Origin of the sequence: Streptomyces sp. NBC_01460, assembly GCF_036227405.1 — a bacterium.
Taxonomy (GTDB): domain Bacteria; phylum Actinomycetota; class Actinomycetes; order Streptomycetales; family Streptomycetaceae; genus Streptomyces.
The window spans coordinates 7,389,867-7,412,571 of record NZ_CP109473.1 but is presented as its reverse complement, the minus strand read 5'-3'; the positions used below and the strand labels follow the sequence as shown (position 1 = coordinate 7,412,571).

22 protein-coding genes are annotated in these 22,705 nt (G+C 71.5%); 15 read left to right on the top strand and 7 right to left on the bottom strand.

Features of this window, described 5'->3' with window-relative positions; genetic code table 11:
- Positions 1-126 precede the first annotated feature (126 nt).
- Complete coding sequence (locus tag OG488_RS33420) at positions 127-1,134, top strand: hypothetical protein (RefSeq protein WP_329236037.1); 1,008 nt, start codon at positions 127-129, stop codon at positions 1,132-1,134.
- 104 nt (positions 1,135-1,238) lie between these two features.
- Complete coding sequence (locus OG488_RS33415; RefSeq protein ID WP_329236036.1) at positions 1,239-2,768, top strand: amino acid permease; 1,530 nt, start codon at positions 1,239-1,241, stop codon at positions 2,766-2,768.
- Between the two features lie 22 nt (positions 2,769-2,790).
- Here OG488_RS33415 and OG488_RS33410 read toward each other — a convergent pair whose 3' ends face one another.
- Positions 2,791-3,558: a sulfite exporter TauE/SafE family protein gene (locus OG488_RS33410; RefSeq protein WP_329236034.1), complete on the bottom strand. Its 768-nt coding sequence runs from the start codon at positions 3,556-3,558 to the stop codon at positions 2,791-2,793.
- 146 nt (positions 3,559-3,704) lie between these two features.
- Between OG488_RS33410 and OG488_RS33405 the strand changes: the two genes are divergently transcribed.
- The 8 genes from OG488_RS33405 to OG488_RS33370 all read left to right on the top strand — a co-directional run bounded on the left by OG488_RS33405 (position 3,705) and on the right by OG488_RS33370 (position 13,469).
- The gene (locus tag OG488_RS33405; RefSeq protein ID WP_329236031.1) at positions 3,705-4,826 is read left to right on the top strand and encodes a substrate-binding domain-containing protein; all 1,122 of its coding nucleotides are present in this window, start codon (positions 3,705-3,707) and stop codon (positions 4,824-4,826) included.
- Between the two features lie 102 nt (positions 4,827-4,928).
- A complete protein-coding gene (locus OG488_RS33400; RefSeq protein WP_329236029.1) occupies positions 4,929-6,296 on the top strand; it encodes an ABC transporter substrate-binding protein in 1,368 nt (455 codons plus the stop codon).
- 48 nt (positions 6,297-6,344) lie between these two features.
- Positions 6,345-7,346, top strand: a complete 1,002-nt coding sequence (locus OG488_RS33395) for a carbohydrate ABC transporter permease (protein ID WP_329236027.1) — start codon at positions 6,345-6,347, stop codon at positions 7,344-7,346.
- On the top strand, positions 7,343-8,218 hold the full coding sequence (locus OG488_RS33390) for a carbohydrate ABC transporter permease (protein ID WP_329236024.1): 876 nt from the start codon (positions 7,343-7,345) through the stop codon (positions 8,216-8,218). The genes OG488_RS33395 and OG488_RS33390 overlap by 4 nt, the downstream gene beginning before the upstream one ends.
- A gap of 37 nt (positions 8,219-8,255) precedes the next feature.
- On the top strand, positions 8,256-9,284 hold the full coding sequence (locus OG488_RS33385) for a hydroxyacid dehydrogenase (protein ID WP_329236022.1): 1,029 nt from the start codon (positions 8,256-8,258) through the stop codon (positions 9,282-9,284).
- Complete coding sequence (locus OG488_RS33380; protein WP_329236020.1) at positions 9,281-11,173, top strand: DUF2264 domain-containing protein; 1,893 nt, start codon at positions 9,281-9,283, stop codon at positions 11,171-11,173. Before OG488_RS33385 ends, OG488_RS33380 begins: the two co-directional genes overlap by 4 nt.
- 471 nt (positions 11,174-11,644) lie before the next feature.
- Complete coding sequence (locus OG488_RS33375) at positions 11,645-12,307, top strand: fascin domain-containing protein (RefSeq protein ID WP_329239184.1); 663 nt, start codon at positions 11,645-11,647, stop codon at positions 12,305-12,307.
- Positions 12,308-12,557: 250 nt separating this feature from the next.
- Positions 12,558-13,469 (top strand): hypothetical protein, encoded by a 912-nt coding sequence (locus OG488_RS33370; protein WP_329236018.1) that lies wholly within the window; start codon positions 12,558-12,560, stop codon positions 13,467-13,469.
- 101 nt (positions 13,470-13,570) lie between these two features.
- On the opposite strand, the gene OG488_RS33365 is transcribed toward OG488_RS33370, so the two are convergent.
- The 5 genes from OG488_RS33365 to OG488_RS33345 form a co-directional block, all read right to left on the bottom strand.
- Entirely contained in the window at positions 13,571-14,203 is a 633-nt protein-coding gene (locus OG488_RS33365; protein ID WP_329236016.1) for a LutC/YkgG family protein, read from the bottom strand.
- Positions 14,200-15,744, bottom strand: a complete 1,545-nt coding sequence (locus tag OG488_RS33360) for a lactate utilization protein B (RefSeq protein ID WP_329236014.1) — start codon at positions 15,742-15,744, stop codon at positions 14,200-14,202. The genes OG488_RS33365 and OG488_RS33360 overlap by 4 nt, the downstream gene beginning before the upstream one ends.
- Positions 15,741-16,508, bottom strand: a complete 768-nt coding sequence (locus OG488_RS33355; RefSeq protein ID WP_329236012.1) for a (Fe-S)-binding protein — start codon at positions 16,506-16,508, stop codon at positions 15,741-15,743. Before OG488_RS33355 ends, OG488_RS33360 begins: the two co-directional genes overlap by 4 nt.
- Before the next feature lie 153 nt (positions 16,509-16,661).
- Positions 16,662-17,393, bottom strand: a complete 732-nt coding sequence (locus tag OG488_RS33350; RefSeq protein WP_329236010.1) for a FadR/GntR family transcriptional regulator — start codon at positions 17,391-17,393, stop codon at positions 16,662-16,664.
- Positions 17,394-17,474: 81 nt separating this feature from the next.
- Positions 17,475-17,735 carry a hypothetical protein gene (locus OG488_RS33345; RefSeq protein WP_329236008.1) on the bottom strand — a complete coding sequence of 87 codons (261 nt, stop codon included), beginning with the start codon at positions 17,733-17,735 and terminating at the stop codon, positions 17,475-17,477.
- Positions 17,736-17,948: 213 nt separating this feature from the next.
- On the opposite strand from OG488_RS33345, the gene OG488_RS33340 reads away from it, so the two are divergent.
- From OG488_RS33340 to OG488_RS33320, 5 genes are all read left to right on the top strand, one after another.
- Positions 17,949-18,902 carry a HAMP domain-containing sensor histidine kinase gene (locus OG488_RS33340; RefSeq protein ID WP_329236006.1) on the top strand — a complete coding sequence of 318 codons (954 nt, stop codon included), beginning with the start codon at positions 17,949-17,951 and terminating at the stop codon, positions 18,900-18,902.
- A gap of 2 nt (positions 18,903-18,904) precedes the next feature.
- Entirely contained in the window at positions 18,905-19,576 is a 672-nt protein-coding gene (locus OG488_RS33335) for a response regulator transcription factor (RefSeq protein ID WP_329236004.1), read from the top strand.
- A gap of 51 nt (positions 19,577-19,627) precedes the next feature.
- Entirely contained in the window at positions 19,628-20,020 is a 393-nt protein-coding gene (locus OG488_RS33330) for a MarR family transcriptional regulator (RefSeq protein WP_329236002.1), read from the top strand.
- A 189-nt stretch (positions 20,021-20,209) separates the two neighbouring features.
- Entirely contained in the window at positions 20,210-20,749 is a 540-nt protein-coding gene (locus tag OG488_RS33325; protein WP_329236000.1) for an ArsR/SmtB family transcription factor, read from the top strand.
- A gap of 17 nt (positions 20,750-20,766) precedes the next feature.
- The gene (locus OG488_RS33320) at positions 20,767-22,083 is read left to right on the top strand and encodes an MFS transporter (protein WP_329239181.1); all 1,317 of its coding nucleotides are present in this window, start codon (positions 20,767-20,769) and stop codon (positions 22,081-22,083) included.
- On the opposite strand, the gene OG488_RS33315 is transcribed toward OG488_RS33320, so the two are convergent.
- Positions 22,080-22,604, bottom strand: a complete 525-nt coding sequence (locus OG488_RS33315; RefSeq protein WP_329235999.1) for an SMI1/KNR4 family protein — start codon at positions 22,602-22,604, stop codon at positions 22,080-22,082. The genes OG488_RS33320 and OG488_RS33315 overlap by 4 nt on opposite strands.
- Positions 22,605-22,705 lie beyond the last annotated feature (101 nt).

Genomic DNA, 22,705 nt, shown 5'->3' with positions numbered 1-22,705 from the left:
GTTCAGGACCGAACCGCCCAACCCCCCACGTTCCTAGAGGATTCATGACCAGACGAACTTGTGCCGCGCCACGGTGCCCGGCTCACCGCCCCTCCCCCACCGTGTGTTCAGGGGCAGGGCGCGTCCATGGCAGGCGGTGACTTCCGGCCGGTGTACCACCCCGCGGGGCACGACCACGCACTGCGCGTGGCGTTACAGGACCTGCGCACCGGCCGTTGGCTCGCCATGCGGAATCTGCTGGAGAGCACACCGGACTGGGCGCTCTGGACCCAGCGGACCCAGGTGCTCGCGGCCGTGGCCGCGGGGTCGGACACGGTGCAGGCCTGGCTCGCGGAGGAGCCGCGGAGCGTCGCGGCGGCGGTGATGCACGCCAGGGTGACCGTGGAACGTGCCGTCCGTGCCCACCGGGAGAAGCGGCCGAGCGCCCAGCAGCTGTGGCAGGAGGCGTGGGAGGGGTGCCGTACCGCCGCGCACGCCTCACCCCAGGATCCGGTGCCGTGGGTCTGTCTGCTGGCGCTCTCCCAGCTCGACGAGGGGCAGCGACTGGAGGAGCACCGGCTGCTGCCGCCGGGGCCGATGCTGTTCCCCGGCCCGTGGGGTCTGCTCGCGGAGGCGGACAAGCGCGATCCGTTCAATCGCGAGGCGTACCACCGGATGCTGCAGTTCGTCTACGCCAGGCAGGCGAGCGGCACGCTCTCGGAGGCGGTCAACTTCGTCCAGTGGGCGGCCTCTTCCGCGCCGGAGGGCTCCTCCCTCCATGTGCTGCCGCTGTACGTGCGGGTGGAGCGCTACCGCCGTGAGCACGGCAACGAGCACGCACTGGACCTGCACTGGGTGACCGAGGACGGTGAGCGTGACGCCCGGCGGGCCCTGTCCGTCTGGTTCGCCGCCGCCGACCCGGCAAGCCGGTCCCTGCTCGACCTCAACCATCTCGCCCACGCGCTGTGGGGCTCGCTCCGGTTCGCCGACGCCGCTCCGGTGTTCCACGCGATGGGCCCGTACTACACCTCGGTCCCGTGGGCGCACCGCACGCGCACCCCGCAGGATCCGGCCGGGGCCGAGGACGTGTTCCTGCGGGCCCGGAGCCGCTGTCTCACCGCCGAGCACGAGCCCGGGAGGGGCCCGCACGGCTGACAGGCCGGGCGCGTTCGCTCCCACGGGAGGGATCCACGTGCCGGTCAGGCCGGAGCCCTCCACGTACGTCCCCGTCCCCCATCCCCCACCCGGAGGTCCTCTCCATGTCCATATCCGCCTCGCCCCAGTCGGGCACGGAGCCCACGCCCCAGAAGGACGAGGAGCAGCGGCTGCGCGAGCTCGGCTACCAGCCGGTGCTGGCCCGCCGCATGGGCGGCTTCGGCAACTTCGCGATCAGCTTCTCCGTCATCTCGATCCTCTCCGGCTGCATGACCCTGTACGGCTTCGGCATGTCGACCGGCGGACCGGCCGTGATGCTCTGGGGCTGGGCCGGTGTCGGCCTGTTCGTGCTCTGCGTGGGCATGGCCCTGGCCGAGGTCACCAGCGCGTACCCGACGTCGGGGGCCCTCTACTACATGGCCGACCGGCTCGGCGGCCGTAAGTGGGGCTGGTACACCGGGTGGCTGAACCTGCTCGGCCTGCTCGGCGCCATCGCCGGCATCGACTACGGCGCCGCGCTGTTCACGGGCGCCCTGCTCAACCTGCAGTGGGGGTTCGATCCCACGCCCGGCTCCACGATGCTGATCTTCCTCTGCATCCTGCTCCTGCACGCCGTGCTGAACCTCTTCGGGGTGCGCCTGGTCAGCGTGCTCAACTCGATCAGCGTCTGGTGGCACCTGGCCGGTGTTGCCGTGATCGTGACGGTGCTGGCGATCGTGCCCTCGAACCACCAGTCGCCGTCGTTCGTCTTCACCGAGTTCGTCAACGACACGGGCTGGGAGAATCCGATCTACGTGGCCGCGATCGGTCTGCTGCTGGCGCAGTACACCTTCTGCGGTTATGACGCCTCCGCCCACCTGTCCGAGGAGACGTCCAACGCGTCGGTGACGGCGGCCAAGGGCATCGTCCGGGCCATCTGGGTCTCCTGGGTCGCCGGATTCGTCCTGCTGGCCGGGCTGACGTTCGCCATCCAGGACTACGCGGGCACCCAGAACAGCGCCACCGGGGTGCCGCCGGCCCAGATCCTGATCGACGCGCTGGGCACGGCGGGCGCCACCGCCATGCTGCTGATCGTCATCGCGGCGCAGCTCTTCTGCGGCAACGCGGAGGTGGCGGCCGCGAGCCGGATGGTCTTCGCCTTCAGCCGTGACAACGCGCTGCCGGGCTCCGCCCTGTGGCGCAGGGTCAGCGCGCGCACCCAGACGCCCGTGCCCGCCGTCTGGCTGTCGGTGGCGGTCGCCGCCCTGCTGGCGGTGCCCTCGCTGTACTCGGCGACGGCGTACGGGGCGGTCACGGCGATCAACGTCATCGGGATCACGCCGGCCTACGCCATCCCGATCTATCTCAAGCTGCGCGCCGGGGACCGCTTCGAGCGCGGTCCGTGGCACCTGGGCCGCTGGTCGAAGCCGATCGGCTGGATCGCCGTGACGTGGGTCGCGATCGTGACCGTGATCTTCCTGCTCCCCCAGTCCTCGCCGGTGACCATCGACTCGATGAACTACGCGTCGATCGCCCTGGTCGTCGTCCTGGTCCTGGCCACGGTGTGGTGGTTCGTCGCGCGCCGGTCGTACAGCACTCCGGCCGCGTACGGGAACGCCCGTGAGCAGGCGGAGATCGCCGAGGGCATCGTCTGACCGTCCCTCCCCCGGGCGGCCTTCAGCGCAGCAGCAGCTGGAGGCCGCCCAGGACGGTGGCTCCGATCACGATCCGGTCGAAGAGCTTCTGGTTGATCCGGCCGACGCAGGCGCGGCCGAGCCAGGCGCCCGGGATGACGAAGAGCACCAGGGCGGCGTCCAGCAGCAGCGACCGCGCGTCGATGAGGCCGAGTCCCACGCTGAAGGGGACCTTGGAGGTGTTGACGATCAGGAAGAACCACGCCGACGTCCCCAGGAAGCCCAGCTTGCGGAAGCCCGCCGACAGCAGGTAGAGCGACATCACGGGGCCGCCCGCGTTGGCGACCATGGTGGTGAACCCGCCGAGCACCCCGTACGCGCGCGCCCTGAACCGCCCGCCGCGCGAGGGACCGTCCTCGTCCTCCCCCTCGGGGGCCGGCTCGGGCCGCGCGCGCCGGCGCCACAGGGTGACGCCCGCCATGAGGAGCAGGATCGCGCCGATCGAGGTGCGTACGGCGTCGTCGTCGGCCCACAGCATGAAGACGGTGCCCGCCACCACCCCGACGGCCACGGCGGGGAACAGCCGCAGCAGGGTCGGCCAGTGGGCGTGACGGCGGTAGACGAGCACGGCGAGGAGATCGCCGGCGATCAGGATCGGGAGCAGCACCCCGGTGGATTCGCGGGCCGGGAGGACGGCCGCGAAGACCGCGAGGCTGATCGTGTTGGCACCACTGACCGCCGTCTTGGAGAAGCCGACGAGGGTGGACGCCGCCGCCAGCGCGGCCAGTTGCCAGAGTGTGAAGGTATCCATTCCGGCTCAGATGGTAGACACATCTCCCTCTCGGCGGATCATCGTTCCATCCTGTGACCTCCCCGGGCGCGGGTCCCTCGCTATGCTGCGATCACTCACGGAAACGTTCAAACGAACATCGCACAGCGGTAGGCAAGGGGGCCAGCATGCGGGAGCCGGTCGACGTGAGGCGCACGCGCATTCTCGCGGTGGTGCACGCGCGGGGCGCCGTCAAGGTGAGTGCGCTCGCCTCCGAGCTCGAGGTCTCGATGGTCACGCTCCGGCGGGACGTGGAGGAGCTCGCGAGGACGGGGATGCTGCGGCGCGGGCACGGGGTGGTCCGGCCGATGGGCGACACCGGGCCGACGACGCCCGTGCCGGCCGCACGCAGCGGCGAGCCGGTCGGTGCGGGGGCAGCCGTGGGCCTGGTCGTCCCGGAACGCCACTCCTACCTCTACGAGACGCTGCACGGCGCCAGGACGGCCCTGGAGGAGGCGGGGGCGCGGATCACCCTGCACATCGCCCCGCAGATGGCCGGGGCCGAACGGCCGCAGGTGGAGCGGGCCCTGGCCGCCGGGGTGCGCGGTCTGCTGATCGCCCCGCGGTGGCGCAGCGCCGCCGGCGAGGAGGCGGACTACGGCTGGCTGGCCGAGGTGGGGGTGCCCACCGTCATGATGGAGCGGCGGCCCCGGTCCGGCAGCATGCTGCACGCCATGGACACCGTGTGCTCCGACCACTGGTACGGGATCCACCTGGCCGTGGACCACCTGGTCTCTCTCGGCCACCGCAGGATCGTCCTGGCGGCCAGGAACGACAGCCCCACGGCACGCTCCATACGGGCCGCGTTCGCCGAGATCGCCGCCGCCCGGCCCGAGGTCGAGGAGTGGTCGGTGGTGCTGAGCTCGCCGAACGCGGGCCCCGGGGAGCCCGGCACGCTGGAGGAGGCTCCGGATCTCACGGCGCACCTGCGGGAGCGACGCGTCACCGGCGCCGTCCTGCACGGCGACGAGGACGCCCTGATGCTGGTCCAGCGGATGACGGAGAACGGGATCGGCGTACCGCGGGACTGCTCCGTGGTGGCGTACGACGACGTCGTCGCGGCCCTGGCCAGCACCTCCCTCACAGCGGTCTCCCCGCCGAGGGCCGAGATCGGACGGGCGGCGGCCGAACTCCTTTTGTACCGGCTGGGGCAGCCGGCCGGCACGACCGGTCCGGTACGCAGGACGGAGTTGCTGCCCCGTCTCGAAGTGCGTGGATCGACCCGGGCGTTGCCCGGCCCGGCCGACTGATCGATTGAACACTTCACGCTTCTTTTGATCGATCTATTGACCGCGATCGACCAGCCGATCAGTATTCCCCGTGTCTCGAATCAGGAGCCGCGGGAGGCGCACATGCCTGGTCGACAGAGCCGTCGATCCGTGCTCGCCACGATCACCGCACTTCCTCTGGCAGGCGCGCTCAGCGCCTGCGGAGGTGGTGGCGGAGACACACGATCGGGCAGTACGAGCAGTACCGGGAAGACAGTGAGCAGCAGGACCGGCAGGAAGACGCGGATCACCTTCTGGTCCGCCCTGCGGGGCAGTCAGGAGGTCGTGGACGCGTTCAACCGCACACACGACACCCTCCAGGTCGACTACCAGCAGGTCCCCGGAGGGATGCAGGGCGGCTACGCCAAGCTCAGCAACGCGGCCCGGGCCGGAAACGCCCCGGACATCGCGACCATCGAATACCCCCAGGTCCCGGGCTTCGCCATCGACGGGGTCTGCCGCGACATCACGGACCTGGTCGGCGAAGGCCTCCGCGCCAAGCTGCTGCCGCAGTCGCTGGGGCTGACCACCTTCGAGAAGCGGGTGTTCAGCGTCCCGCTGGACATAGAGCCGATGGTGCTGCACTACCGCACCGACCTCTTCGAACGGTACGGCCTGACGGTCCCGCGCACCTGGGAGGACTTCGAGGACGCGGCGAGGACCCTGAGCCGCAAGAGCCACGACCGCCGGATTGCCCTCCTCCCCACGGACGGTGACACCCACATCGCCGCGTTCGCCTGGCAGGCGGGTGCCCAGTGGTTCGACACGGCGGGCGGGGCGTGGAACCTCTCGCTCGCCGACGCCCCCACCCGCCGCGTGGCGGCCTTCTGGCAGCGGCTCGCCGACCAGGACCTGGTCTTCATGAACGCGGTGGAGAGCCGGCACAGCGATGTCCAGATCGCCGACGGCCTGGTGGTCAGCCGGCTCAGCGGCGCCTGGGACGCCGGTGCCCAGATGAAGGCCCGGCCGGCCCAGAAGGGACAGTGGGCGCTCGCACCGCTCCCCCAGTGGGATCCGGCCGACCCCGGGGTCGGGACCCATGGCGGCTCGACCTTCACGATCACCAAGGACAGTGCGCACCCCGAGGCCGCGATGGAGTTCATCGAGTGGCAGGTCTCGCACCCGGACGCACTCCGCGCCCGGCTGTCCAGCGGCGCGAGCAGCCAGTACCCCGCCGCGCCCGGGCTCGTCGAGGTGGGCCGCAGGGCCTTCGACCGCACCTACTACGGCGGCCAGGACATCTACACCCTCTTCGATCAGGAGGCCCAGAAGATCCGCCCCGGCTGGGTCTGGGGCCCCCGGATGACGGCCACCGGCAAGATCATGAGGGACGGACTCGCGCGGGCGAGCGGAGGCCAGGGGTCCATCCTCGGAGCGGTCCGGGCGGCGCAGGAGGGCACCATGCCGGATCTCAGAGCACTGGGCCTCACCACCACCCAGCATTCCACCTGACCGGCGATCCGCCGTCCGTTCCCAGCAGCAGAGAGGCAGGTGACACCCATGACCAGCGCCACCCCCGTATCCGTACCGGCGGAAGCCGCCGCTCGGCCGTCGCCGAAGAGTCCGGCCGCCGCCGCACCGGCGCCCACGGCCCGCAGGTCCGCCCGACGGCGTGAACTCGGCGCCTGCGGCGTCCTGATGACACCGTTCTTCGTCCTCCTGGTGACCGTCTTCCTGATCCCGGTCGCCACCGCCGTCTATCTGAGCTTCTTCAGCGACGACCAGCCCGGGCTCGGCTTCGGCCCCGAGCGGACGGTCTTCGCCGGACTCCGCAACTACACCGCCGTCCTGGCGGATCCGACCTTCCTCGCCGGCCTGGGCGTCGTCGCCCTGTACTGCGTGGTCTACATCCCGCTGATGGTGATCGGCGCGCTCGTGCTGGCGCTGCTGCTGGACTCCGGTGTGGTCCGTCTGCGGGGCACCGTCCAGCTCGCGCTGTTCCTCCCGCACGCCGTGCCGGGCATCATCGCGGCCCTGATCTGGCTGTACCTGTACACCCCCGGCATCAGCCCGGTGATCGACCTGCTCGGCAGGGCCGATCTCACCGTCGACTTCCTCGGGGTGCACATGGTGCTCCCGTCCATCGTGAACATCGCGCTGTGGAGCAACCTCGGCTACAACATGGTCGTGTTCTACGCCGCCCTGCAGGCGGTCCCCCGCGAGGTCATCGAGGCGTCGGTCGTCGACGGCGCGGGTCCCGTCCGCACGGCCCTCCAGGTCAAGGCCCCGCTGGTGCGCTCGTCGATCGTGATGGTCGCGATGTTCACCCTTATCTTCGCGCTCCAGCTCTTCACCGAGCCGATGCTGCTCAGCCAGTCGACCCCGATGATCAACTCGCGCTTCTCCCCCAGCATGTACATCTACGACGCCGCCTTCACGCGCAACAACTACGGTCTCGCGGCCGCCGCCTCGGTCATCCTGCTCCTGTGCACGATCGCCCTCTCCTACGGCGTCACCCGCTGGACCAACCGCGCCAACGCCGCCGAGGAGGCCGCCCGATGAGCGCGTCGACCGTGTCACGCACCGCCTCACCCCTGCGGCCCCGGCTCCTCGGACGCTCCGTCGTCACTCTCGTGGTGCTCGTCTCGGTGATGTACACCCTGCTGCCGGTGCTCTGGCTGGTGCTCGCCTCCACCAAGAACAGGGACGCCCTCTTCAGCAGCAACATCCTGTCGCTGAGCGACTTCTCCTTCGTCCAGAACATGAAGGACCTGTTCGCGATGGACGGCGGGCTGTTCGGCCGCTGGTACGGCAACAGCCTCCTGTACGCGGTGCTGGGGGCGGCCCTCGGCGCGCTGATCAGCATCGCCTGCGGCTATGCCTTCGACAAGTACCGCTTCGCCCACAAGGAGAAGCTGTTCGGACTGGTGCTGGCCGCCGTCATGGTGCCGCAGACGGTGCTCGCCCTGCCGCTCTACCTGATGGCCTCCGGCACCGGTCTCGTGAACACCTTCTGGGCGGTCTTCATCCCCGTCCTGTTCAACCCCTTCGGGGTCTATCTCGGCCGGATCTTCAGCCAGGGCTACGTCCCCGACGAGGTGCTGGAGGCGGCGCGGATGGACGGCGCGGGCGAACTGGCCGCGTACTTCCGGGTGGCGCTGCGGATGCTGGGCCCCGGGCTGGTCACCATCTTCCTCTTCCAGCTCACGGCCATCTGGAACAACTTCTTCCTGCCCATGGTGATGCTCTCCGACCAGGACCTGTATCCGGTCAGCCTCGGCCTGTACACCTGGAACAGCTCCGCGTCCGTGTCACCCGAGTACTACCCCGTCGTCATCATGGGCTCGCTGCTCGCCGTGGTGCCGCTGATCCTCGCCTTCGCCCTGCTCCAGCGTTTCTGGAGGTCCGGTCTGACGGCGGGCGCCGTCAAGTGACCGTGCCGCCCCACCCGGACCACCGCACAGGAGAACCATGCACAGCACTCCCCCCGCACCCCGCCGGCCGCGCGCCGCGCTCGCCATGGGAGCGGACGCCGCAGCCGCGGTGCTCGCCCCCGGCTCCCTGGCGGCGCTGGCCGAGGTGTGCGCCCTCGCACCCGTGCCCGCGATCGACGACTTCACGACGGAGGCCGCCCGGGCCGTACTCGCGGACACCGAGGTCCTGATCACCGGCTGGGGCTGCCCGCCGATCCACGCGGGTGTCCTGGCCGCCGCGCCCGCACTGCGGGCCGTGGTGCACACGGCGGGCACGGTGCGCGGTCATGTCACCGACGCCTGCTGGGACAGGGGCATCGAGGTGTCGTCCGCGGCGGCGGCCAACGCCCTCCCCGTGGCGGAGTACACCCTCGCGATGATCCTGCTGTCCGGCAAGCGGGTCCTGGAGCGGGCCAGGGACTTCCGGGCCGCCCGCGTGCGCGACGCCTGGCTCGCCACACCGCCCGACGTGGGCAACTACCGCCGCACGGTGGGCATTCTGTCCGCCTCCCTGATCGGCCGCCGGGTGATCGAGCTGCTCCGCCCCTACGACCTGCGGGTGCTGCTCCACGATCCGTACGTCACGGACGAGGAGGCCGCCGGACTCGGTGTCCGCCTCGTCTCCCTGCCCGCCCTCTTCGCCGGGAGCGACGTGGTCAGTGTCCACACCCCGCTCCTGCCCGCGACCACGGGGCTGGTCAGCCGCGACCTCCTCGCCTCGATGAGGCCCGACGCCGTCCTGATCAACACCTCCCGGGGCGCGGTCGTCGACCAGGACGCCCTCACCGACGTCCTGCGGGCCGACCGGATCCGGGCGGTGCTGGACGTCACCGACCCCGACCCGCTGCCGCCGGAGCATCCGCTGTGGGAGTGCGGCAACGCCACGATCACTCCCCATCTCGCGGGGTCCCAGGGCAACGAACTGCGGCGGCTGGCCGATCTCGCGGTCGGTGAGGTCGCCCGCTGGGCCGCGGGCGACGGCTTCGCCCATCCCGTACGACGCGAAAGGCTGGCATTCCTCGCATGACCTCCCTTCCCTTTGCACTCCCTCCCGAGGACCGCGCGACGAGCCCGCACACCGGCTACACCCGGGCGCACTGGGAAGCGGTGGCGGACGGCCTGCTGGACTCCGCCTGGAAGTGGGCCACCCCCGGCCGGGCCCTCCTCGACCTGCCCGGCCGGCCCTCCCGCTCGGGGGTCCGGTCCGACGGGCTGGAGGGCTATGCCCGTACGTTCCTCACCGCGGCGTTCCGGGTCGCCGGCGCGGAGGGAAAGGACCCGTACAACTGGCTGGAGCGGTACGCCGACGGGCTCACCGCCGGTACGCGCACGGCCGGCCGCGACGACGCCGAGTCCTGGCCGCTCATCCTGGACCACACCGTGTTCGGCCAGCCGATGGTGGAGTCGGCGTCGGTGGCCATCGGGCTGCGGCTGACCCGCCCCTGGCTGTGGGACAGGCTGGACGCGGCCACCCAGGACCGGGCCGAGGAGTGGCTGCGCGGGGCGTTGCGGCACACCCCCGCTCCCAACAACTGGTATCTCTTCCCCTTCTCCGTCGCCGGATTCCTGGAGTCGGTGGGCCGGGGTGACGCGGAGACCGCAGGGGCGCGGCAGCGGGCGCTCGACCTGCTGGAGGTCTGGTACCGGGGCGAGGGCTGGTACGCCGACGGTGACGGGCGCGCCTTCGACCACTACAACGGCTGGGCGCTGCACCTGTATCCCGTGCTGGACGCGTACCTCTCGGGCGACGCGGAGCTGTCCGCCCACCACGGGGCGCGGCTGAGTGAGCATCTGGAGAGCTTCTCCCTGATGTTCGGCGCGGACGGCTCCCCGCTCCACTTCGGGCGCTCCCTCACCTACCGCTTCGCGGCGGGCGCGGCGGTCGGCATGGGCGCGGTGTCCGGGCACACCCCTCTGGCGCCAGGGGTCTCCCGGCGGCTGATCAGCGGATCGCTGCGGTACTTCCTGGACAACGGCGCGGCGGGGGACGACGGTCTGCTGAGCCTGGGGTGGCACGGTCCGCACGACGCGACGCTCCAGGTGTACTCCGGTCCCTCGTCGCCGTACTGGGCGTCGAAGGCCTTCGTCGCCCTGCTGGCCCCGGCGGAGCACCCCTTGTGGACGGCGGAGGAGGAACCCGCTCCGAGCGAGGGCCCGGACCAGGTGCTCTCACTCCCCTCACCCGGACTGCTGGTGCACTCGACGCGGGCGGACGGCATCGTGAGGCTGCACAACCACGGCAGCGACCATGTCCGGCCGCACGAGGGCGAGACCGCGGACGTGGCCGACCCGCTCTACGCGCGCCTCGCCTATTCGACGGCCACCGGCCCCACGGCGTCCGCGAACACGGCGGACAACCACCTGTCGGTACGGGTCGGAGGCTCTCGCAGCAGCCGGGTCCGTATCCATCCGCTGGGCGCGGGGCACGGTGAGGGCTGGGGCTGGGCCGCGTCCTGGCACACCCCGGTCTTCCCGGGCGGCCCGCCGACCTGGCCGGGCCTGCGGGTGGAGAGCGTGACCGTCGTCCGGGGACGGTACGAGCTGCGGCTGCACCGGATCCTGGGTGCCCCCGCCGGGGCCCTGGCCGAGCAGACGGGCTGGGCGACCGACCCCCGGGGCACGGTGCGTTCAGCGCTGCACGGGCTGCACGGCTGGGAGGAGCAGGAGGACGTACGGGCGCCGCAGGGAACGGCGTTCACCCGCTGGGCGGTGCTGCCCCGGCTGAGCGCCGAGGTGGAGGGGACCGACGTGCTGGTGGCCCTGGCCTCGCTCACCGCCGAGCCGGACGCCGGCCCCCTCGCGGCGGCGGTCGGCGGGGTGGACGTCGACGGGGAGACCGTCGCGGTGCGCTGGGCCGACGACGGCTCGACGACCCGTGTCTCCTTCGCACCGCTGGAGGTCACGCACGAGCTGTAGTGCGGGGGCGACGACCACGGGCCTCCTGCCGCGCGCCGTTCACGCGGCAGGAGGCCGGCCGGTCGCGCGAGCAGTCGCATCCCCCGAGCCAACACCAGGGAAACAGAAAACCTCGTCCGCCTTAATGGGAAACCGCGGAATCGGTAATTCAGGAAAACCTTTCCGCGACTTCACGGAAATCCTCGAAATAAATTCCGAATATCACGTCGCACGGTTACGCTGAGGCCGCTTCGCCGAGTGGCGAGGCAGCTGCCGGAACGCCTGGGGAGGCGTCGACGCGGCTTTCGGGGGTGCGGGGGAAACCAGGGGGCGGCTTTGCCGTGCACGGGAGCAGGTCGACGGGTGCACACCCGTCCCTGCCACTGACGTTCATTCGACGGATCGTCCGGGGTGGCGACCGAGAACTCCTTCACGAATCCTTCCCGCGGCCCGCAATTGATCGACGACGAGTGAGGAAGACCCGTGCGACGAATCACGTCCGTATTCCTGTCCCTGAGCGCCCTCCTGGCGGCCTCCGCACTGGCCGCACCGGCAGCCGGAGCCGCGCCGCAGGCCGACACGGCTCCGGTACCCAGCGGCTGGGTCGCGGTGGACGGTGCCGCACTGCAGCACGTCGCCGACGCGGCGGACACCCTCCAGGCCCCGCTCACCGCCGGCCGCAGCGCCTCCTCCGCGGCTGTCGAGCCGGAACTCCTGGCCCTGCAGTCGGCCCGCAACGAGAAGTTCGTCGCCACCGAGGCCGGTTACGCGGCCCCGAACACCGGCGCGCTGCGGGCCCGTTCCGCCCAGGTGGGCGGCGGCTGGGAAGGCTTCGCCTTCGAATTCGACGAGGCCACCGAGACGGTCGCGCTGAAGTCGCTGGCGAACGACCGCTATGTGGCGGTCGAGAAGAACTACACCGGCAACGCGCAGAACCTCCTGCGCGCCCGCTCGACGAGCGTGGGCGGCTGGGAGCGGTTCTTCCTGTACTACAACGAGAGCCTGGACCGCTTCGCGCTGCAGTCCACGCTGAACGGGCTCTTCGTCGCCATGGAGAACAGCTACACCGGATCCCTGCAGTACGCGCTGCGCGCCCGCTCGGCCGAGATCACCGGCTCCTGGGAGGAGTTCACCCTCTACGGCCTGGAGGCCTGACTCTAACCCCGCGTCCCGGCACCCGCAGGAACGGGCGCCGGGACGCGGGCCGTGCGGGGTGCGCGTTCGACACCCCGGAGCGCCTGGCTGGCTGCTCGTGGTCACCTGCGCCACAGAGGTTGGCCTGAACCTCAACAAGGCACTCCTGAAACCCAGTTGTCGTCGAAGCCCTCCGTTGCCAGACTCTTCCCGCTGCTGACGGGACACCTCGTCGGCGAAGCGGGAACCGTCTTCCCAGGGGGGAACACACATGAAACTCACCATGCCCGGACGCGCTCCGGTCAGAGGCGCGGCCGTCCTCGCGCTGGCCCTCGCCATGGCGACCGGCACGACGGGGCTGCTGTCCGGATCCCAGGCCCACGCCCAGCCGGTCACGGACGGATCGCTGGCCTTCAGCGGGGACGAAGGCGACTGGATCAGCGGCGGCGGATCGTACTCCTACTCGACGGACTCCCAGGACAAGGTGTCGGTGACGGGGTCGAGCGACAACCGGGTGGTATCGCTGTCCGTCGACGGGGCGAACGGGGACTGGTGGGACCTGGACCTCGCGGCTCCCGCGGGCACCACCCTGGCACCCGGCACCTACGACGGGGCCACCCGGTACCCGTTCAACGAGGGGGCCGAGCCGGGTCTGTCCCTCGGCGGGAACGGACGCGGCTGCAACACACTCACCGGCAGTTTCACGGTCACGGCCGTCGAATTCGGCCCGCTGGGCTACGTGAAGGAGCTCGACGCCACCTTCGAGCAGCACTGCGAGGGTGGTGAGACCGCCGCGCGCGGTGAGGTCCACGTCGACAACCCGGCCCCGCCCGCCGAGCTCGGCCTCGGGCTCGCCGTGGCGCTCGACGGCACGGCGAGCACGCTGAACGGCAAGGCCACCCTGCACGGCACGGTCAGCTGCAACAAGCCGGTGCACGTGGACGTGGCGGGCGAGGTCACGCAGGTGAAGCGGAAGCAGCTCATCCGGGGCTCGTACTCCACGTCGGTGGAATGCGTCCCCGGAGCGCCGGTCGCCTGGGAGGCGAAGGCCGTCCCCACCGGGTCGGTGCCGTTCCAGCGCGGTGACGTCGAGGTCGAGGCGCGGGCGACGGCGACGGACCCGGACTACGACCAGCCGGTGACCGCCGGCGAGACGGTGGCCGTCCACCTGAGCAAGGGCTGAGGCACCCCGGGCACCACGTCCGCCGGCCCGGCCTCCCGGGGTGCCGGGCCGGTCGCGGGCCCGTGCCCGACTCCCGGACGCCTGGGCGGTGGAACCCCTGCCTAGGCGTCCGTGCGGATCACCACCACGAGGTCGCGCGGGCCGTGGACGCCCTCCACCCGCTCCAGTTCGATGTCGGACGTCGCCGAGGGGCCGCTGATCAAGGTCGTCGGCCGCTCCGGCACCAGCCGGGCCACCGCCTCCGGGACGCCGACCACGACCGAGGACAGGTCGACGACGCAGACGTGGAGGTCGGGCACCAGGGAGAGCGCGCGCCGGCCCTGGCCGGCCGATCCGTCCAGGAAGATCGTGCCGGTCTCCGCGCAGCTGACGGCCGACGCCGTCACCACGCCGTCCAGCGCGTCCAGGCTCGGCGCGGGGATGTCCGTCGAGTCCCGCTGGACCTCGCCGTCGTAGGCACTGAGCCACCGCTCGTCCAGGCCGTCGGGGATCCCGATCCGCCGGGCGCCGCGTTCGCGCAGGATCTCGGCGATCAGGCCGGCCGTGCGGTCGCTCGTACCGGCGTGGACCGTCGCCTTGTAGTCGACGAGCCGGTCGGTCAGGAGCGCGAGGCGTTCGGCGTCCGCGAGGGTCCGGCCCGTGCGGTAGGCGCGGGGGACGACTGCGGCAGGAGCGGGCGCGATGGACAGGGCGTCCCTGATCCGGCCGAGCACGGTGTCGCGGGCGGTGGTCACTGGTCCTCCTCGGGTGCCTCGACGGTGTGCCGGGCGCCTTCCTCCGCCGCGGCCCGCATCGTCTCCGCGCCCTCGGCCGATGCCAGCCAGGAGCGGAAGGACTGCTTGGGCGGTGCGGCGGTGTCCCGGCTGTCGCTCCAGCCGCTGAGCGGTGCGGGCAGGCGGGAGAGGGTGCCGTCGCGCCCGCCGGCGACCCGCCCGAGGGCGGCGGCCTTCTGGGCCGCGGTGAAGAGCTTCGGCCTCCTCATCACCCCGGCCGCGGCCTTCATCGCGAGCTTCTCCGCCGTGGTGCCGGCCTGTTCGGTGTGCTGGTGGCGCAGTTCGACGAGCATCGAGGGGATGTCGATCTTCACGGGGCAGGCGTCGAAGCACGCGCCGCAGAGGCTGGAGGCGTACGGCAGCGAGCTGTTGGGGTCGCCCTTCGCCGCGTCCATGCCGGCGAGCTGCGGGGTGAGGACCGCGCCGATCGGACCGGGGTACGTCGATCCGTAGGCGTGGCCGCCGGCCCGTTCGTACACGGGGCAGACGTTGAGACAGGCCGAGCAGCGGATGCAGTTGAGGGCCTCGCGGCCGATCGTGTCGGCCAGCGCGGCGGTGCGTCCGTTGTCGAGGAGGACGAGGTGGAAGTCCTGCGGCCCGTCGCCGGGGGTCACTCCCGTCCACATCGAGGTGTACGGGTTCATCCGCTCGCCCGTCGAGGAGCGTGGCAGCAACTGGAGGAAGACCTCCAGGTCCTGGTAGCGCGGCAGGACCTTCTCGATGCCCATGACGGTGATGAGGGTGTCGGGCAGGGTCAGGCACATGCGGCCGTTGCCCTCCGACTCGACCACGGCGAGGGTGCCGGTCTCGGCGATGCCGAAGTTGGCCCCGGAGACGGCCACCCTGGTCGTCATGAACTTCTCGCGCAGATAGGCGCGGGCCGCGGCGGCGAGGTGCGCGGGCACGTTGTCGAGGTCCGGGTCGACGCCGGGGATCTCGTCGAGGAAGATCTGCCGGATCTCGTCGCGGTTGCGGTGGATCGCGGGGACCAGGATGTGTGAGGGTTTGTCGTCGGCGAGCTGCACGATGAGCTCGGCGAGGTCGGTCTCGTACGGGGTGATGCCCGCCGCTTCGAGATGCTCGTTGAGGCCGATCTCCTGCGTGGCCATCGACTTGACCTTGATGACGTCGCTGCTGCCGGTCGCGCGGACCAGCCGGGTCACGATCTCGTTGGCCTCGACGCCGTCACGCGCCCAGTGCACGGTGCCGCCGTGCTCGGTGACCTTCCGCTCCAGCTGCTCCAGGAGTTCGGGAAGCCGGTTCATCGTGTCCGTCTTGACGGCTGAGCCGGTGTCGCGCAGCTGCTCCCAGTCGGGGAGCTCGCCGGTGACGTGGAGGCGCTTGGCACGGATGGTGCGGGTGGCTCTGCCGAGGTTGCGGCGCAGCTGTTCGTTACGGAGTTCGTCGTGGGCCGCCTCGGGGAACGTCCTGTCGCCGCGCAGGTTCCCCGTGCCGTACGGGGAGCGGGGCGGGGCGGCGGGCATGCCGAGGAACGTGCTCATCGGGCGGCCTCCATCAGGGCGTACGGCGCGGTGCGGGTGGAGCCGAGGATCTGGGCGAGATGCAGGGTGCGCGTACCGGACCTGATGCGGGAGAGCCCGCCGCCGATGTGCATCAGGCAGGAGGAGTCCCCGGCGGAGCACACGTCGGCCTTGGTGTCGGTGATGGCGCGCATCTTGTCCTGGAGCATCGCCGTGGAGGTCTCGGCGTTCTTGACGGCGAAGGTGCCGCCGAAGCCGCAGCAGGATTCGGCCTCGGGGAGCTCGACCAGATCGATGTCCTCGACGGCGCGCAGGAGTTTCAGGGGCTTGTCGCCCACCCTGAGCATGCGCAGGGAGTGGCAGGTGGGGTGGTAGGTGACGCGGTGCGGGAAATAGGCGCCGACCTCGGTGACGCCGAGGACGTCGACGAGGAGCTCGGAGAGCTCGTACGTCTTCGCTCTGACCGTGGCGACCCCCGCGCGCAGGGCGGCGTCCCCGTACCGCTCGGCGACGAGTTCGTGCTGGTGGCGGACGGAGCCGGCGCACGAGCCCGACGGCATGACGACCGCGTCGATCGTGGCGTCCCCGAACTGCGCGGCGAAGTTGCGTACCAGCGGGACGGGTTCGCGCTGGTAGCCGGTGTTGACGTGCATCTGGCCGCAGCAGGTCTGGTCCGGCGGGAAGACCACCTCGTGACCCAGACGGGCGAGCAGCACCGCGGTGGATCTCACCGCCTCCGGGAAGAGCGTGTCTCCCAGGCAGGTGGCGAAGAGTCCGATGCGCATGGGACCTCCCCGGTCGTTTTATGGTCCGACCATACTAGCCTCGGTCCGCATGGGGAAGCGTGCGGGCACGCCCTGCGGAGGAAAAGCGGAACGGGAGTGGGGACGGCGCGCACGCACCGTCCCCACTCCCGTTCGCCGCAGGGCGTCCCGCCCCTACCGGGGGTCGTTCTCGTCGACCAGGGTTCCGTGGAGACCCCGGATGTGCTCCTCGACCAGGTCGGCCGCCTCGCCGCCCCGCCCCTCGCGCACCAGTCGGAGCAGGTGGGCGTGCTGGGCGTTGAGGGCGCCGGCCGTCGCAGGCCAGTCGTCGGTCTCCTCCAGCGCCCGCAGGATCAGCGGACGGACGGACTCGCGGACCGCCGAGGTGAGCGTGGAGGTCAGCGCGTTGCCCGAGCTCCCGGCGATCAGCACGTGGAAGCGGGTGTCGAGGTCGTTGAATTCGGCGACGCCTACGTCCGGCTCGCCCATCCGCCGGACGAGCTCCCCCGCCGCGTCGAGGTCCTCCGCCCGCGCATGGCGCGCGGCGGCCTCCCAGCTCGACCGCTCCAGCACGACGCGCGCCTCCAGGACGTCGTGCAGGCTGTAGCTGCCGAGCGCGAAGTGGAGGCGCAGCAACCGCCCCAGCGCGTCGTCGGGATTGCGGACGATGCGCGCCCCGGAGTCCGGGCCCCGGCCGGGCTGGGCGACCAGCACGCCGATGGTCTCCAGCACCCTGAGCGCCTCGCGCAGCGCGGACCGGCTGACGCCGAGCACCGGTGCGAGCTCCCGTTCGGGCGGCAGGCGGTCGCCCGCCTTGAGCTCTCCGGCGAAGACCCGCTCCTCGATGCTCTGGAGCACCAGCTCATGGGTACGGGACTGCCGTACGGGTTGCCACTCGACGGGCATCCGCTACTCCCTGCTCCGGCCGATACGCATCCCCCGACTATGTCACACAGGACGTGTGGTCGGACCAAAGCCGAAGGCGGCTCAGCGGGGACGCGGCACCCTGTTCCGGTGCCTGCTCCGCTGCGGGTCGAGGAGCTGGCCGGCCATCCCGGCCACCACCAGGCCGGCGGCGATGAGGAGACCGTGGCCCATGACGATGCCCGCCATCAGGCCGACGATTCCGACGGCGAGCCACACCCACTTCGGGCCCGGGCGCCGATCGCGCGGGGCGCTCGTGGGTGCGCGGCCGTCGCTGCCGGTCCGGCTCTCGTGGCAGCGCGGACGCTCGTCGTCGTGGGGCATGGTGACTCCTTCCCGGATCAGGACCCGTCGGGTCCGGCTCCATCGTCGCCGCGTGCGGGTACCCCGGGACATAGGGGCCGGCACCCATCTTCGAGGGGGTCGGCCATGCAGACGCGGCCGCGGGACGCTCCCGCGGCCGTGCGCCGCCCCCGACCGGCGATAGTGGAGACAGTCCGCCCGCCCGTGGACCCGATCGAAGGAGGCCGTGCGGTCTTGTCCCTGTTCTGGCGCATCTTCCTGCTCAACGCAGCCGTTCTGGTCGCGGCCGGAGCGCTGCTCCTGCTCGGCCCGATCACCGTCTCGGCCCCGGTGGTGCTGACCGAGGCCCTGATCCTGGCCGGCGGCATGGCCCTGATGCTCGGCGCGAACGCGCTGCTCCTGCGCGTGGGCCTCGCCCCGCTGCAACGGGTCACCCGCGCGATGACGACCACCGATCTGCTGAGCCCGCGTCCGCGCCCCGAGGTCGGCGGCGAGGGGGAGGTCGCGGCGCTGATCGAGACGTTCAACAGCATGCTCGACCGCCTGGAGGCGGAGCGCGCGACCAGCAGCGCCCGCGCCCTCTGGGCCCAGGAGGCCGAACGCCGCCGGGTCGCACAGGAGTTGCACGACGAGGTGGGCCAGACCCTGACCGCGGTCCTGCTGGAGCTGAAGCGGGTCACCGGTCACGCCCCGGAACCCCTGCGCGCGGAGCTGGCCCAGGTCCAGGAGATCACCCGGGGCAGCCTGGACGAGATCCGCCGGATCGCACGCCGGCTGCGCCCCGGCGTGCTGGAGGAGCTGGGGCTGGTCAGCGCGCTGACGGCCCTGACCACCGAGACGCCGACGCCGGCGGGACTGACGGTCCGGCGCCGCATGGAGAAGGACCTCCCTCCGCTCGGGGAGGAGGCGGAACTCGTCGTGTACCGCATCGCCCAGGAGGCGGTCACGAACACCGTCCGGCACGCCCGGGCCACCCTGGTGGAGCTCTCCCTGCGGCGCACCAGCTCCGGGGTGGAGCTGCGGATCAGCGACGACGGCCGGGGCCTCGGCGGCGCCCCCGAAGGCGCGGGCCAGCGCGGCATGCGCGAACGCGCCCTGCTCATCGGCGCCACACTCACCCTCGCCGACGGCGCGACGGGCGGCACGGACGTACGCCTCGACGTGCCCGTACGGAACGGAGACGCCTGACCATGCCCCACTCCCCCACCGGTTCCGGGAAGACCCGCATCCTGCTCGCCGACGACCACGCGCTGGTCCGCCGGGGCGTGCGGCTGATCCTCGACGGCGAACCCGACCTCCAGGTCGTCGCCGAGGCCGGCGACGGGGCCGAGGCCGTCGAGATGGCACGCGCGGAGCGCCCGGACCTGGCTGTCCTGGACATCGCGATGCCCCGCCTGACGGGTCTTCAGGCCGCCCGTGAGCTGTCCCGGGTGATGCCGGAGCTGCGCATCCTCATGCTCACCATGTACGACAACGAGCAGTACTTCTTCGAGGCCCTGAAGGCCGGCGCCTCGGGCTTCGTGCTGAAGTCCGTCGCCGACCGGGACCTCGTCGAGGCGTGCCGGGCGGCCATGCGTGACGAGCCGTTCCTCTACCCGGGCGCGGTCACCGCCCTCATCCGCAACTACCTGGACCGGGCCAGGGACGGCGGCGACGTACCGGAACGGGCGATCACCGAGCGCGAGGAGGAGATCCTCAAGCTGGTCGCCGAGGGCCACTCGTCGAAGGAGATCGCGGGCATGCTCGTGATCAGCGTCAAGACGGTCGAGCGGCACCGCGCCAACCTGCTGCAGAAGCTGGGGCTGCGCGACCGCCTGGAACTCACCCGGTACGCGATCCGGGCCGGACTGATCGAGCCGTGACAGCCCCCGTGCGGCCCAGGCCCCCCACGGATATGAGGGAGAACAAGCGGGGTGCCCGGCACCCGATGGAAGGGCCGGGCACGCCGCTCGCCGCTCGCCGGTTCAGAAGACGGCGATCGGGTTGACGACCAGCCCGGTGGTGCCGGTGATGCGCGGCGGCGCCAGGACAAGCATGAAAATCCGAGGACATCGCTGAGCGTCGCGGAACTGGCCCGCCGTGCGGGGGTCACCCGACAGACGATGCATCGCGCTGTCACGCAGCTCGTCGGCGAAGGCCTGCTGACCCGGGCGCCGGGGCCTGGATTCCCGCGCAGCACCCTCTCGGACCGACCGACGCGGGGTCTCGACGTCGTGACGTCGCCCTGGGAGTTCTCCGCGACCTGGAACAAGATCTCGGCAGTCAACTGGGGCCCACGGCGCCGGCGGAGTTGCGCGACAGACTGACGCGGGCATGGCCGCAGTGAGAGCCGGCCGCCTCCATGGACGCCGCGCCCGGGCCTGCTACGTCCGAGTCCGGCACTCCGTCTCCCCCAGTCAGGAGCGGTGCATCGAGCCCGGTCTCGGCCGTCGGGAGGCAGAAGTCCGCACGCAACCCACTTGCGCAATGGTCAAGAAACGTTGACCATTGGGCGCATGCCAGCCGACGAGCTTCCTGAGACGTTCCACGTCACCACTGACGAACAGTTACGCGCCGTTTCCAACCTCACGCGGCACCGGATCATGGCCGTGCTCCGCTTCGAGCCCGCGACGATCACGCAGATCGCCGAGCGCATGGGCCTCGCGAAGGGGAGTTCCAGTTACCACGTGCGGCTGCTCGAACGGGCGGGCCTGGTCAAGGTGGTACGGACGCGGAAGGTCCGGGGGGTCACCGAGCGGTACTACGCGATGGCCGCACGGTCGATCGAGATGCCGGATCCGGGCGAAGGAGCGCCGGACGTGCTGATGCGGCACGCGGTGGCGGACCTGGAGGCATCGCCGGTGGACGGCGAGCGGCACGTGCGGATGGCGCATCTGCGGCTCACCGACGAGCAGTTCGCGGAGCTGGGGGCGCGGCTGGAGGCACTGGCGGACGAGTACCGGGAGCTGTCCGATCCGTCGCTGCCGGACGTGTCCCTGACCTTCGCGCTGTTCCGGCCGGCGCCGCGCGGGCAGGTCGAGGAGGACTCCGAGTGACCCTGCATGGAGACACGTTGCCGCCCGGGTTCGGGCGGCTGTGGACTGCGCAGACGGTGTCCTCGCTCGGGGACGGGGTGACGCACGCCGCGCTGCCGCTGCTCGCGCTGGCGCTGACGCGGGATCCGATGGCCCTCGCCGTCGTCACGGCCGCCGGGACGCTGCCCTGGCTGCTCTTCGGGGTGCTCGGCGGTGCGCTGGTGGACCGCTGGGACCGCCGGCGCACGATGTGGGTCGCGGACGCGGCGCGTGCGCTGCTGCTCGCGATACCGGCGGCGGCGGCCGCGCTCGACGTGCTGAGCATTCCGCTGCTCGCGGCCGTCGCCTTTTTGCTCGGCCTCGGCGGGCTCTTCTTCGACACGGCAGCCACGGCCTACCTGCCGGATCTGCTCGGCCGCGACTCCACGCTCCTGGAGCGCGCCAACTCCCGCATGCACGGCACCCGGACCGCCGCGTCCGGCTTCGCGGGGCCGCCCGCGGGCAGTGCCCTGCTCGCGCTCGGGCGGGCGGTTCCGCTGCTCGCCGACGCGGTGTCGTTCGCGGTCTCCGCACTTCTCGTACGGTCGCTGCCCGCCGCACCCCGGCCCGTACCGCAGGCCCGCGAGTCGTTGCTGCGGCAGGCGCGGGCCGGTGCCTCGTACGTGTTCCGGGATCAGCTGCTGCTCGGACTCGCGCTGCGTCCGGCGGTCGGGAACGTCGCCTTCCTCGCCGTGGAGACCGTCCTCGCCCTCTTCGCGCACGATCACCTCGGCATCGGCACCTTCGGCTTCGGACTGCTCCTCACGGCGGAGGCCACCGGAGGTCTGCTCGGCGCGGCCATCGCCTCCTTCCTCGGCCGACGACTCGGCACCGGCACCGCGTTGACCTGCACGGCCGCGGTCGAGGGACTCGCCGTCCTGGGGCTTGCCGCTGCCCCGGACCCGTACGTCGCCGGGCTCGCGCTCGCCGTCTGCGGGGCGGGCATGGGCGCCACCATGGTGCTCGCCCCCTCCCTCCGGCAGGCGATCGTCCCCGCCCACCTGATGGGCCGGGTCGCCTCCACCTCCCGCATGCTCGCCATGTGCGCCGCCCCGTTCGGTGCCTTCCTCGGCGGCTGGCTGGCCACCACCTACGACGTACGCACCCCGCTCTGCACCGCCGCCGGCCTGCTGCTGACCATGACCGCCGTCACGGCGACCATGACCAGCAACCGCCGGGTCGAGGCGGCGCTGCGTGCCGCGGCCCCGGCCGAGGAGAAGGATCACCCGGACTCCCGGGATCCCGTTCAGGAGGGTGCCGTCGAGGTCTCCGCGGGTACGCCCTCGGGGACCATGGCCGACAGCGGCTACAACTAGCCGGGCTCGCCCGTTTCCGCGAACCGGGCCGCGGACCAGCGGATGAGTTCGAGGAACTCAGGCAGATCCTCGGCGACCCTGTCGAACTCCGCCTCGTCCGGGGAAGGCGTCCGGGACCGGTGGATCACGCCACCCCAGTCGGCGACGAACGGAATGCCCCTTCCGTCCGAGCCGATCACCATGCCGTGAGGATCATCAGCCATGGGGATGAAGACATAGCCCTCCTCTGCCACTCGGTGCAGGACATCGCGCGCCGTGTGGATGAAGTAGCCGTTTCCCACATCGGACAGGGCGACCTCCCCGATGGACTCGTAGAACGTGAGCAGTTCGTCGAATCCCAGCGACTCACGCGCGTACTCACGCGCGGCACGCCGATCGTCCTCGTCCGCGACCCGGACCTCGTTGCGTCCGGGCGGGAATCCGTGCTCATCCCCGGAGGTCGAGACCATGCCCCTCACCGCGGCCATGACGTCCTCGCGCCATTGCGACAGCCAAGCGGCTGAGTACGGGATCCGGTTCATGGTCCGGATCATCTCACCCCCGCACAGGGCCTCTTCCGGGCTTCTGGGCACCTCCGACCTGCACGGACGGCACCCGGAGTGACGCGTCAACGCCGTCGTCG